12 protein-coding genes and 1 tRNA gene are annotated in these 12730 nt (G+C 60.6%); 8 read left to right on the top strand and 5 right to left on the bottom strand.

Going from position 1 to position 12730, the window contains the following annotated elements; genetic code table 11:
- Window positions 1-17 precede the first annotated feature (17 nt).
- From C9383_RS11210 to C9383_RS11190, 5 genes are all read right to left on the bottom strand, one after another.
- Window positions 18-797, bottom strand: coding sequence for a PhzF family phenazine biosynthesis protein (locus C9383_RS11210; RefSeq protein ID WP_090366951.1), 780 nt, complete (start codon window positions 795-797; stop codon window positions 18-20).
- A 94-nt stretch (window positions 798-891) separates the two neighbouring features.
- Window positions 892-1725: an EamA family transporter gene (locus C9383_RS11205; RefSeq protein WP_090366950.1), complete on the bottom strand. Its 834-nt coding sequence runs from the start codon at window positions 1723-1725 to the stop codon at window positions 892-894.
- 206 nt (window positions 1726-1931) lie between these two features.
- Window positions 1932-3206, bottom strand: coding sequence for a glycoside hydrolase family 68 protein (locus tag C9383_RS11200; protein ID WP_060754790.1), 1275 nt, complete (start codon window positions 3204-3206; stop codon window positions 1932-1934).
- Between the two features lie 426 nt (window positions 3207-3632).
- Window positions 3633-3709 (bottom strand) — tRNA-Met (locus C9383_RS11195).
- Window positions 3710-3933: 224 nt separating this feature from the next.
- Window positions 3934-4485 (bottom strand): RNA polymerase sigma factor, encoded by a 552-nt coding sequence (locus tag C9383_RS11190; RefSeq protein ID WP_060754791.1) that lies wholly within the window; start codon window positions 4483-4485, stop codon window positions 3934-3936.
- A gap of 263 nt (window positions 4486-4748) precedes the next feature.
- Between C9383_RS11190 and sctW the strand changes: the two genes are divergently transcribed.
- From sctW to sctR, 8 genes are read left to right on the top strand one after another with little or no spacing between them, the layout of a single operon-like run.
- On the top strand, window positions 4749-5813 hold the full coding sequence (gene sctW / locus C9383_RS11185) for a type III secretion system gatekeeper subunit SctW (protein WP_090366949.1): 1065 nt from the start codon (window positions 4749-4751) through the stop codon (window positions 5811-5813).
- Entirely contained in the window at window positions 5810-7903 is a 2094-nt protein-coding gene (gene sctV, locus C9383_RS11180; protein ID WP_090366948.1) for a type III secretion system export apparatus subunit SctV, read from the top strand. The genes sctW and sctV overlap by 4 nt, the downstream gene beginning before the upstream one ends.
- 34 nt (window positions 7904-7937) lie before the next feature.
- On the top strand, window positions 7938-8837 hold the full coding sequence (locus C9383_RS11175; RefSeq protein ID WP_162843516.1) for an FHA domain-containing protein: 900 nt from the start codon (window positions 7938-7940) through the stop codon (window positions 8835-8837).
- Complete coding sequence (locus tag C9383_RS11170; RefSeq protein ID WP_060754795.1) at window positions 8834-10192, top strand: FliI/YscN family ATPase; 1359 nt, start codon at window positions 8834-8836, stop codon at window positions 10190-10192. Before C9383_RS11175 ends, C9383_RS11170 begins: the two co-directional genes overlap by 4 nt.
- Entirely contained in the window at window positions 10179-10607 is a 429-nt protein-coding gene (sctO, locus tag C9383_RS11165; RefSeq protein ID WP_090366946.1) for a type III secretion system stalk subunit SctO, read from the top strand. The genes C9383_RS11170 and sctO overlap by 14 nt, the downstream gene beginning before the upstream one ends.
- A complete protein-coding gene (locus C9383_RS11160; RefSeq protein ID WP_060754797.1) occupies window positions 10604-11065 on the top strand; it encodes a type III secretion system HrpP C-terminal domain-containing protein in 462 nt (153 codons plus the stop codon). Before sctO ends, C9383_RS11160 begins: the two co-directional genes overlap by 4 nt.
- The gene (locus C9383_RS11155; protein WP_060754798.1) at window positions 11062-12075 is read left to right on the top strand and encodes a FliM/FliN family flagellar motor switch protein; all 1014 of its coding nucleotides are present in this window, start codon (window positions 11062-11064) and stop codon (window positions 12073-12075) included. Before C9383_RS11160 ends, C9383_RS11155 begins: the two co-directional genes overlap by 4 nt.
- A complete protein-coding gene (sctR, locus tag C9383_RS11150) occupies window positions 12072-12725 on the top strand; it encodes a type III secretion system export apparatus subunit SctR (RefSeq protein ID WP_090366944.1) in 654 nt (217 codons plus the stop codon). Before C9383_RS11155 ends, sctR begins: the two co-directional genes overlap by 4 nt.
- The last annotated feature ends 5 nt before the right edge of the window (window positions 12726-12730 follow it).

Genomic DNA, 12730 nt, shown 5'->3' with positions numbered 1-12730 from the left:
CCTTGGGTGGCTCCTTTTTACAGGTAAATCGTGCCCTTGAGGTAGAGCACTGCGTGCCCGGCGATAATCACGCGGTCGCCCTTGAGTTCGCAACGCAGTTGTCCACGACGGTTGCCTCCCTGTTCGGCGCTCAATTGCGACTTGCCCAGGCGCTCGGCCCAGAATGGCGTCAGCGAGGTGTGCGCAGAGCCGGTGACAGGGTCTTCATTGATACCGACATTCGGGCCGAACCAGCGAGAAATGAAATCAAACCGCGTGCTTTTGGCCGTCACCGCAATTCCGCGTTTAGGCAGGCCCTTGAGGCGAACGAAATCCGGCGTCAGGGCGGCGACCTGGGCTTCGTCTTCCAGCAGCACGATGTAGTCATCGGTGGCATACACCTCGGCGTGCTCAACCCCCAAGGCGTTCAACAGGCCGGTGGGTGGCTCACAACGCTCGGGCTGCTTGGCCGGGAAATCCATCGCCAGTTCGTCGCCATTGCGCGTTACGCGCAACTCACCGCTGCGGGTGGCGAAGCGCAACACATCCGGTGCATCCGGCAACTGGTGAATCAAGACCCATGCCGCCGCGAGCGTGGCGTGGCCGCACAGGTCCACCTCGACTTCCGGGGTCAGCCAGCGCAACTCGTAAAATCCATCACGGGGCACGAAGAACGCGGTTTCCGAGAGGTTGTTCTCGGCGGCGATGTTGTGCAGTTGCTCATCGGTCAGCCATTCGGTCAGCGGGCAGACCGCCGCCGCGTTACCGCCAAAGGGATGTTGGCTGAAAGCATCGACCTGGTAGATATCCAATTTCATCAGGAGCACTCCGTGTAGGGGAGGCCGGACACTAACAGTGGGTCCCCGGAGCGTCAAAATACAGATACGAAGTTTTTTTGAGCGCAAACGCTGTTCAGCCCAGGCGCAATACCATCGCCCCGCCGGCAATGATGCAGGCGGCGAGGAGGCGAGCCCGCGTCAGATGCTCTTTGAGTACCCATGCACAGATCACCACGCCAAACAGGATGGAGGTTTCCCGTAGCGCAGAAACCGTGGCGATCGGTGCGGCAGTCATCGCCCACAGGGCCAGGCCATAGGACGCCAGTGTGCCGAAGCCGCCCACCACGCCAAGGTGCCAGTGGCGCCTGACGTATTCAATGAAGACGCCGCGCTGTGTGGCCAGGGCCCATGCGCAAAGCGGGATGCCGGTCAGCAGGAATATCCACAGGGTGTACGCCGCCGGCGCGCTGGATTTACGCACACCCACGCCGTCGATCAGGGTGTAGCCCGCGATCACGCCGGCGTTGATCAAGGCCAGCACCACGCCCTTTCGCGAACCTGCCGAAGGGACGGCGGCCATGCTCAAGATGCCGAGGGAGATGATTGCGATGCCGAGCCAGGCGAATGCCGACAATGCCTCGGACAACAGCAGCACGCTCACCGTCGCCACCAGCAGTGGCGCGGTACCGCGCATGATCGGATAGGTCTGGCTCATGTCGGCCACGCGGTAGGTCGAGGCGATGAGGGCGAAATACAGCACCTGGAAAACCACTGATGCCCCTATGAACGGCCAACTGCCTCGCGCCGGGGGCTCCAGGAACGGGACAGTCGTCAACGCGATCAGCGAAGCGACTGAGGCGATCATGCAGGTGGTCAGGAGCTTGTCGGCCCCCCCTTTGACTACGGCATTCCAGGTGGCGTGAAGTGCGGCGCCCAGCAGAATGATGGCGAATACGTCGAGGCTCATGAAGGGCGTTCCTGCTGCGCTCAAGGGTATGTCAGACAGGCAAGAGTGTGATGAAGTAGCTCACAAAGAGGAAGACCCGTTACGGGCTGCATCCTTGCAGCCCGTAACGGGTCGGTGTTGCAGTGAGCCGGGCGGGATACTCGATCCTATCCACAACGGGCTCTTTATCGAATTCGAGCCCGCTGCCCAAACACCCTGTTTCGCTGTTATTGGAGTGCTACATCGAGCATCGGCGGAATGTAACCGTAGTCATACTCGGCCACCACGAACGTCTGCTGCCCTTTGATCTTGATCCCCACCGTCGGTGCTTCGGTACCGCCGATACGAATCTGCTTGCCGGTTTCGTCGGTCGGCACACTGTCGATAAACGAGGTCACCAGGCCGTTGGGCATCACACAGTGCGAGTAGGTCTGGAACGGCTGGGAGGACGGGTTGCCCAGCACCAGGCCGGAACCGTTCAACGGCACGTAAGGGCCGAACAGCGAATCGGCGACGAAACCGTACACCCCGTCCGGCCCGGTCACGCCGTCGGCATAGGTAAAGGTGTGGCTGATGGTGAACAGGTAGTACTTGCCGTCCTGGAACACGAAGTGTGGGCGTTCGGTCTGGTCGTTGACGCCGACCGCGGTCAGCAGCGGCGGCAGCATTTCCCAGTCGTCCCCGTCTTCGTCACGGGCCACGGCGATACCGACACAGGCGGTCTGGAAGCGCGAGTTGCCGACGTCTTCATAACCCGGCGGCACATCGCCGATTTCGGCTTTCCCGACCTTGTGCGAACCGCGCTCGCCGGCCACGTTGCCTTCAAACAGCATGTACAGTTTGCCGTCGTTGGGGTCACGGAACGGCCAAGGATCGCGAAAGCCCCAGAAGGCGTTCTGCGCTTCGGTCTGATACATGTGGCCGTCGGCTTCGAACAGCGGCTTGACCTTTTCAAAGCCGACCATGCTGACACCATGCTCGGTCGTCACCACCCGACCGCGCACCTTGACGATGGTCGCGCCTGGCGTGACGGCGGTGTAGTACAGGTCAATGTCCCCCTTTTCGTTCAACAGGATTGGCGTGCCGGCCCATTCGCGAGCGGTCGGCGAAACCCCTTCGGCCATCACTCGGCCACCGAGTTTCCAATCCTTGCCGGTACGGGAAAACCAGTAGTACATCTTTGCCCGGCCATGGCGGTCGTTCCAGTCGCGGGTGATGTCGTAGTTACCGTTCTCGTCGATGTACTCCGGGTCGTTAGGATGGCGATCCGCGGTCAGGGTGAAGATCACCGACCAGCCATCGACGGAGGTCACGTTTCCGTCCAGATCGCGCAGCGGCATGGTGTCCCAGATGAACACCTCATTGCTCAATACCGGGAAATCCGCACTGACCAGTGGCTGGGTCGTAGTGGGATCGTCCGCGTGGACTTTCAGCGCATCGGCCCGAGTCCAGAGGCTGGGTTGATGGGGGATCTTGCCGAATTTTTCAGTGTTGCTTTTCATGGGTAATACCTCGTCCGTGAAGGAAGTTATAAAAAATACTGTATGTACATACAGTAATTTCATCTTAGGCAAACCGGTTTTTGGGGTCAAGCGTAAATTTGCATTTGTGCATAATTTGACTTTTTACACAGGCTGATACGTTTCAGCTTGATGCGTTTCTAGAAGTTAGCTTTAAGCCTGATCGGCGACGATGTCTGCACGATATTCGCGAGAGAGCACTGTGGTGCGTTGGTCTGGGCGTGGACGGGCGTCTTCAAAGCCTGAAGCACAGGCATGATCAAGCAGCCAGGTTGGCGAGTGTCGTATTGGAGAGGGTGAGTTTGACGTCGCTGGACCCGCATGGATGTCCAGAAACAAGAAAGCCCGCACGAGGCGGGCTTCTTGAGGTGATTCACAGACTGCTGTAGACATCTATGGATCGGTACTTGGTGGCTACACAGGGACTTGAACCCCGGACCCCAGCATTATGAATGCTATGCTCTAACCAACTGAGCTATGTAGCCAAGTGGCGCGCATTATTCGCGTAGAACGGGAATGCGTCAAGCGTTTTTGTTGAAAATTTTTCTACGCTTTCAACTGTTTAAGGAAAATCGGGCTAAACAGCGACGAGTGGCGGGTTGGGCGTCAGGTTTCGGCGGGATGGGCACGGCCTTGCTGTCGCGCATGAAAAGGCTAGATCGAGTTGGGCTGATATCCCTGTCGCCCAACGATGGCCAGCTGGTCTGGCTTAAGGTCGCAACGGCGTGTGGGTGACGCGCTTGAGTTGTTCACGTGCCCGTGACAGGCGCGAGCGAACAGTGCCGATAGGGATGTCCAGTGCATCGGCGGTGTCCTGATAGCTGCCATCCGTCTCCAGCGAGGCATACAGGGTTTTGCGCATTTCCTGCGGCAGGTCCTTGATGGCTATCAGGGTTTTTTCCAGCCGGCGATTGACCTCGAACTCCCAGTCCAGATTACGGCTGTCCTCCTGGCCATGCCACAGCGCCTCGTCGAATTCGCAATGCACCGGTTTGGCATACAGGCGCCGGAAGTGGTTGCGAATCAGGTTCTGCGCGATTCCGCACATCCAGGTGCTGAGTGTCGCCTGGCCGCTGTAGCGCTCGCGGTTACGCCAGGCTTCCAGGTAGGTGAGTTGCAGAAGATCGTCCGCATCTTCCGGGTTGAGCACGCGCTTATGAATGAAGCGCCGGAGTTTTTTTTGTTGGTCGTCCGTCAGGTGGAGCATGAATTGAGGCGAGCTGCCAACAAGATGAGCGAGGGCACCAATAGGGATATCCATGATTTTTTCCTCTGGGTGGACACGGTCGAAGTGGTTTCGACGTGACCCCTTTTGCACTGGCTGTGCCAAAGGAAAAAAAGTTTTAATTCGTTGATTTATAAGTAGATATTTATTTTTTTTGTGCTGGGTTTTGTGCAGTCTTTTGCAAAAAGCGGGGATGCTGTTGTGCGGGTATTTTCAAAAACGCCGCAGGGATAGTTCGATGGAACCGTATGGCGCGCGCCTGCCACATAGGGACACAAACTCCCTGTCCTGGCCCGCCCATGAAAGTCGAACCGTTCAACGATGTGCAACCGATCCTGAGCCCGGATCAACCCCGCATCGGCGTTACTCAAACGCAGGCCGGTGCCACGGCTATCGACGACATTGCCCAGATATTCAACGAAGAAATGGCGCTCAATGGCGTGGCTCTGGGCCGCCGTTCGATTGGGCGGCAGGTCACACCGATTGAGCACATCACCCAGCTCTATGAACAACTGGGCCATCCTGCGCAGGCGTCATTGGCAACCGTTGCTCGCCAGGTCCGCATGCAACTGTTGCTACAGCCTGGTATCGACACATTGCTCGAACTGACTGGCCGCGATCCTGCGCGCACCTTCGTGGTACTTCAGCGGGTGGCGGCCGAGGCCCAGGCTGAAGCGCGCAAAGTCGAGGCGGCCCTGGCGCGAGATGCACTCGCAAAGTTGGAAATCCGCTTCAAGCGGGAAATCCAGGCCGGGCTGAATATCGCACTGACGCTGCAGCAGGCCAGTGGTGACCCAGAGGAACGCCAAGCGGTGCGTGCGTTGTATTACGCCAGTGTGGTCATGCGCCAATCCCTGGCGTTCATGATGCAATCGCTGCTCGGGGTGTACGGTGGCGAGCAGTTTGGCGCCGGGCTCAACCTGATGCGTCGTGCTTTGGCCGACGATATCGCCGCCCACACGCCTTCGGTACCCACGGCACAACTGCGTACGTTGCTGCTGGGTTTGCAGAGCTGCAGCCAGCTGGGCGGGGCGTTATCCAATTGCCAGGCGTTGATCCAGCGCCTGGATGCGGAGCTGGATGCGGTAGGCCTGCTGCAACGGCTTCTGGGTTATGCCGGCACCGGTATCGAATCGGCGGAAGTCCAGCGGCTAGCTTGCGATTTTGGCGGCGCGCTACCGGCTGCCCAACTGGTGTCTCTCAACGGCTTGTACCCGGTGATGCAACGTTTGCCCCTGGCTCTGTGGCGTGACAGCCGTGGGCGTGAAGAAGCCCTGCATAACATCTTGCTGGTGATGGACGAATTCACCCGTGCCGAGCGCGGTCACCTGCACTTCGACGGTGAGTCGAGGAGCCTCCCGTGACAGTGCTGGCCGCCATCAACGCTGTGCTGCTCAAAGTGGCGCAGCGTGCTGAAGTGTTAGGCGCGGTGGTGGTCATGGCCATCGTGTTCATCTTTATTGTGCCGTTGCCCACCTGGTTGGTGGATATCCTGATCGCACTCAATATCTGCATTTCCTGTTTGCTGATCGTGCTCGCGCTGTACCTGCCCGGGCCGTTGGCATTCTCGTCGTTCCCGTCGATTTTGCTGCTGACCACAATGTTTCGCCTGGCATTGTCGATCGCCACTACGCGTTTGATCCTGCTGGAGCAGGACGCGGGTGACATTGTCGAAGCCTTCGGCAATTTTGTGGTGGGCGGTAACCTCGCGGTAGGCCTGGTGATTTTCATGATTCTGACCCTGGTCAACTTCCTGGTGATTACCAAGGGCTCCGAACGGGTCGCCGAAGTCGCCGCGCGCTTCAGCCTGGATGCCATGCCGGGCAAGCAGATGTCGATCGATAGCGATTTGCGCGCCGGGCTGATCGACGGTGGGCAAGCTCGCGACAAACGCGAGCAGTTGTCCCGTGAAAGCCAGCTGTTCGGGGCCATGGACGGGGCCATGAAATTCGTCAAAGGCGACGCCATTGCCGGCTTGATCATCGTGCTCATCAACCTGCTGGGTGGTTTCTCCACCGGGATGTTCCAGCATGGGATGAGTGCGGGAGAATCGATGGCGTTGTATTCGGTGCTGACCATTGGCGATGGCCTGATCGCACAGATTCCGGCGCTGCTGATCTCCCTGACCGCCGGCATGATCATTACCCGTGTGGCACCGGATGGGCGCAAGGGCGCCAATAACATGGGCGCCGAAATTGCCCGGCAGATGACCAGTGAGCCCAAGAGCTGGATGATCGCCTCGGTAGGCATGCTCGCCTTCGCCGCGCTGCCAGGCATGCCCACGGTGGTGTTTATTCTGATCTCGCTGATGACCGGCAGCCTGGGCTACTACCTGGCGCGCCAGCGCCAGCGCGAGGCTGCCCCGCCGCCGCAGGCTGAAAAAGTGGTGCGGCCCGAGGAAAACGGCGACGAAGACTTGCGCGGTTTTGATCCGTCACGCCCCTATCTGTTGCAGTTCCACCCGACGTTGTACGCAACGCCGCAGGTCATCGATATCGTTCATAAGATTCGCCAGGCCCGGAACGGGCTGGTCACAAGCATCGGCCTGACGCTGCCGCCGTTTGAAGCCGAATTCGATGACTTGCTGGCGCCTGACGAGATGCGCTTCTGCGTGCACGAAGTGCCGGTGATGGCGGCGACCCTGAGTGATCGCATCGCCGTTGAATACGCATCGCTGACGCCACCCTTGGAGCGAGGTGAGAGAGGGCTTCCTGAGCGCGATGAGCAGGATTGGTTATGGCTTGCTCCCGATGACCCTTTATTGGACGACCCCCAGGTCGAGCGTTTCACTGCCCCGAGCCTGATCATCGAGCGCATGACGCGAGCGATGATGCTTAGCGGGCCGCGCTTTCTCGGTATCCAGGAGAGCAAGGCGATTCTCAGTTGGCTGGAACACAACCAGCCGGAACTGGTGCAGGAACTGCAACGCATCATGCCGCTTTCGCGGTTTTCGTCAGTGCTGCAGCGCCTGGCCAGCGAAGGCGTGCCGTTGCGTGCGGTGCGCTTGATTGTCGAGTCGTTGATCGAGTACGGCCAGCATGAGCGCGAACCGGATGCCTTGGCCGATTACGCGCGCATTGCCCTCAAGTCGCAGATCTACCACCAATACAGCGAGCCCGATGGCCTGCATGCCTGGCTGCTGTCGCCCCAGACTGAAAACATCCTGCGCGAAGCGTTGCGCCAGACCCAGAGCGGCGTGTTCTTTGCCCTCGACAACGAGAGCAGTGCAGCCCTGATCAACCTGCTCAACCAGGCATTTTCGGCGCGGCCCAAAAGCAAGAGCGTGATGCTGGTGGCACAGGATCTGCGCAGTCCCTTGCGCACTTTGTTGCTGGACGAATTCAGCCATGTGCCGGTGCTGTCCTTCGCCGAGTTGGGGAGTACTTCCAAGGTCAGGGTACTGGGGCGTTTTGACCTGGGCCAGGACGAGTTGATGCGCGGAGCAGTGGCATGACACCGCCGTTAATGCTGACACCACAGGTGCGATGATGTTCGAGCTGCGGGTACTCGATGGACTGCAAAAAGGCGCCGCTTTGCCGTTGTTTGGCGAGCAGTGGAGCCTTGGCGCCCACGCGGATGCCGACCTGTTGTTGAGGGACCCGGGTATCACCGAGCACCACGCCCGTTTGCAACTGGTCGACGGACATTGGACGGTGCAGGCCGAAGCGGGGCTGTTGCAAAACAGCGACGGGCAAGTGCTGGCGCAGATCGGCGACCTGGCACTCGATACGCCTTTTGTGATCGGTGCCGTGCGCTTGTGTGTGGTGCCGGCTGATCAGCCTTGGCCGCAGGCGCCGCCTGACCGGCCAACACCGTTGGCGCCGCCGCCTGAACCCGCCCAGCGGCTGGTGCTGTCGTCGATCTCCCCGTCGCAACAGAAACGTTTGATCAGCCTGGTGTTGCTGTGTGCCGTGGTCATCGTCGCGATCGGTATCGTCTCGACGCCAGGGCGCGGGGCACAAGCGTCGCTGATGCCCGCCGTGGAGCAAAAGCAGGAGCTGATCTCGCCCTTCGAGGTGCGGCAGCAGTTGTTGAAGATGCTCAGCGAACGTGAGTTGGCCCAGCGGGTCAGCTTGCAGGTGATCAATGCCCAGATTGTCCTCAACGGCGATGTTTCCCAGGAAGAGGTCGAGTTGGTCGCCCGCATGCTCAGTCGTTTCGCCGAGCAGTTCGACACCGCCGTGCCGGTGATCAGCCGCGTGCAGGTACGCGATAACACACTCCCCTTCAAGATCCTCCAAATCGTCGGCGGCGCCAGCGGCCATGTGGTGCTTGAGCACGGCGTTCGGTTGTTCGTGGGCGACGAACTGAATGGCCTGCGGTTGGTGTTGATCGACAACAACAAAGTGATTTTTGACGGTACGCAACGGTATGAGGTGCGCTGGTGAACAACTCGATACAGGCGCGCCTGGAAGCGTGGCGGCTGAACCAGTCACACGCGTTGACCCGCTTTGCGCCCGTTTCGATGCGCGGTCGCATACAGCGTGTGAACGGCATGCTGTTGCAATGCCGGTTGCCTGACGCACGTATTGGTGACTTGTGCCAGGTGGAGAAAAAACCGGGTGATTGCATGCTGGCCGAAATCATCGGGTTCGATCAGCAGGACGCGGTGCTCAGCGCCCTGGGTAACCTGGAAGGTGTGCGCGTAGGCGCCAGTGTTGAGCGCCTGGGCGTGCCACACCGAGTACAAGTCAGCGAGGCGCTGCTGGGGCAGGTGCTGGATGGCTTTGGTCGGCCTATTGCGGGGGACGGTCCCAGTGCGTTTGTCGTGACCGACACGCTCGATGCCAGCACCGTATTGTGCGAAGCGCCGCTGCCGACCGAGCGACCGAGGATCAATCGGGCGCTTGCCACCGGGGTGCGTTCGATCGATGGCCTGTTGACCTTGGGCGAGGGCCAGCGCGTGGGCCTGTTTGCAGGGGCCGGTTGTGGCAAGACCACCTTGTTGGCCGAGATTGCCCGCAACGTGGACTGCGATGTGATTGTGTTCGGCCTGATTGGTGAGCGAGGCCGCGAGCTGCGTGAGTTTCTCGACCATGAGCTGGATGACGCATTACGCGCCAAGGCGGTATTGGTCTGTGCCACCTCCGACCGTTCCAGCATGGAGCGCGCCCGCGCCGCTTTCACCGCAACGGCGCTGGCCGAAGGGTTTCGGCGCAAAGGCCAGCGGGTGTTGTTGCTGATCGATTCCCTGACCCGGTTCGCCAGAGCCCAGCGCGAGATCGGCCTGGCGGCCGGCGAACCCCTGGGGCGCGGGGGCTTGCCGCCGTCGGTGTATAGCTTGCTGCCGCGGTTGGTGGAGCGGGCCGGGCTGACGCGAGACGGTGTGATCACCGCCATCTACACGGTGCTGATCGAACAGGACTCCATGAGCGATCCGGTGGCCGATGAGGTTCGCTCCCTGCTTGATGGTCACATCGTGCTGTCGCGCAAGCTGGCCGAGCGTGGTCACTATCCGGCGGTGGATGTACTGGCCAGCTTATCGAGGATTTTGAGCAATGTGGCCGAGCCCGCACATATCCGGGCCGGCACCGCGCTGCGACGCTTGTTGTCGGCGTATCAGCAGATCGAGCTGATGCTCAAGCTGGGTGAGTATCAGCCCGGCAGTGATGCCTTGACCGATATGGCCGTGGACAGCCGTCAGTCCGTCGATGGTTTTCTGCGCCAGGACTTGCGAGAGCCATCACCTATCACGACGACCCTGGAGCAACTGACGGAGCTGACAGCGTATGTCCCCTTCTGAGTCACTGAGCGTTGAAGTCGAGACACTGCGGCGCTTGCGTCGGCATCGCGCGGATCGTGTCGAGCGAGCGTTGAGTGCCGCCCAGCGAGCCCAGCGAACCCTGCTGGAACAGATCGCGCAGGCGCAGCAGGCGCTTGAACACACACGCCTCGAAGAGGCGCGGCAATGCGCACAACTGCTGAGTCAGCATCAGGGGCAGGTCATGACCTTCAAGGCGTTGAAAGATTGGAGCGCCCAAGAGCGCAACCTGTCGGCCGGCACCCAGCGTGAAGAAGACCATCTACACGCCTTGCATGAGCAAAAGGCGCAGCAGGCCGAGCACATCAGCAGCGTGCAGAAGCAGGTCAGCCAATGTTTGCGTGAGGTCGAAAAGCTTCAGGAACTGGCCAGTTTATTGATTCAGGAGGAGGCGTGACTCAGGTGCCGGCAGACAAGGTCGAGCGTCCGCGCCTGCGGGAGCTTCGTGAGGCGCGTGAGGCCGGGGCCGGCGTGGCTATCCCTGAAGAACAAGGGCAGTTGTTCCGCCGGCTATTCGCTGATGAAGGTGAGCCCACGGGCTATGGCAGCCACGCTGCGGCGGGACGAAGCGCAGCCGCAGAGATCGCCATGATCGAGACATTGACCGAACAGTTGGCCCCTCGGTTACACATCGCTTCGCAGTGGCCGCTGGAAGCGATGCTGTACGTGCCTCGGCTGGGGCGGATTCAGACCCGTATCCGCCGAGAGCAGGGCGCCTGGAGCGTTGAGTTGGAGGCCGAGCAGGACACGACGACGCGTTGGCTCAGTGGTGTGCGACAGCGCTGTGAGGATCGGATTGCCCAGGCCGTTGGCCAGCCGGTCAGCCTGCATCTGGCGCATCTGGAGCGCACGTGATGATGCCGCCTCTGGCCTTGCGCCCGGTGCAGGGTGACGTGGTCGCTGCGCTGCGTCGGTTGGGGGGCGGGTTGCGCCTGCCCTTTGAGGTCGACGGCCAGCGCGGGGAGTTGCGGCTTGAGCCCGCGCGCGCACCGGAAGGCGTAACGCCGTTGTGTTTTGAAACGGCCTGCGGGGTGCTGGCGTTCGGTGAGCCTTCTCCGCAGCTCAGCCTGTTGGGCGAGTGCCCGGTGACACTGGCCCAGGCCGGCAATGATCCGGACTCCTGGTTCTGGGCGCTGTTTGAACAACATCTGAGCCCACAGGTTCGCGCGTTGTTCGGCTACCTGCGTTTATCCCCCGCGGTGCCGGTGTTGGACTTCGGTTGTCGGCTGTGGGTGTGCCTTGGCGCATCCAGGGTCGCGGGTTTTCTGTGGATGTCTACGCATAGCTTCCTGGCACTGTGCGAGGCCGGGCCTTGGCAGCCGACAGCCGCGCCGATGCCGGACCGATTCCAACTGACGCTCGCGGTCACGCTGGGGCATTTGCGTTTGTCGATCGCGCAGCTGTGCAGCGTCCGCGAAGGCGACGTCGTGGTGCTCGAACACACCTATTTTCAAGTGCAGGGCACCGGTTACTTGCCCGTCGGCAAGCATCGCCTGCACGGGTGCATTGACGATGCAAGCGGGTCGCTGTGCCTGACCGTGACTTCAATAGAGGAAACAACTGTGGATGAAGATTTGGTTGCTCATCACGCTCCGCAAGGCGGGGACGACCGACCGGTGACGGATGTGTTCGGTCATGAGCCATTTGATGAGTTGAGCATGGCGCTCAATGTACGCTGCGGCACGCTGAACCTGAGCCTCGGCGAGTTGCGCAACCTCGCCCCCGGCGCCGTGTTGGGGATAACCGGATACGCTCCCGGCATGGCCGGGCTTTACTATGGCGACCGGCCCATCGGCCAGGGCCAGTTGGTTGAGGTGGATGGGCGGCTCGGCTTGCAGTTGTCCCGTGTGGTGTTCTCCCGATGACCTTTCAAGGCGTGGACCCGCTCGTTCTCGCGCTGTTTCTGGGTTCATTGTCGCTGATGCCGATGTTGTTGATCGTGTGCACGGCGTTCTTGAAGATCGTCATCGTGCTGATGATTACCCGCAACGCCATCGGCGTGCAGCAGGTACCCCCGAGCATGGCGATCAATGGCATCGCCCTGGCGGCGACGCTGTTTATCATGGCGCCCGTCGGCTATGAGGTGGCGCAGACGCTCAAGGCGTCACCGCTGGACTTGAGCAGCGTGCAGACGATGCAAGAGACTGGCCTGGTGGCCATCCAGCCGTTGCGCACGTTCATGCAGCGCAATACCGATCCGGATGTCCTGACCCACCTGAAGGAAAACAGTGCGCGCATGTGGCCGCCGGAAATGGCGCAGCAGGTTCAGCGCGAAGACTTGATCCTGTTGATGCCGGCCTTTGTTCTCTCGCAGTTGCAGGCGGGTTTCGAGATCGGCTTCCTGATCTACATCCCGTTTATCGTCATCGATTTGATCGTCTCCAATCTGCTCCTGGCATTGGGCATGCAAATGGTCTCGCCCATGACCATCTCACTGCCGCTCAAGCTGCTCCTGTTCGTCCTGGTGTCCGGATGGTCGCGTCTGCTCGACAGCCTGTTCCTTTCTTATCTGTGAGTGGC

Origin of the sequence: Pseudomonas palleroniana (assembly GCF_003031675.1) — a bacterium.
GTDB classification, from domain to species: domain Bacteria; phylum Pseudomonadota; class Gammaproteobacteria; order Pseudomonadales; family Pseudomonadaceae; genus Aquipseudomonas; species Aquipseudomonas palleroniana.
Note: the sequence above shows the minus strand (reverse complement) of the source record. Positions and strands in the feature narration are given on the sequence as shown.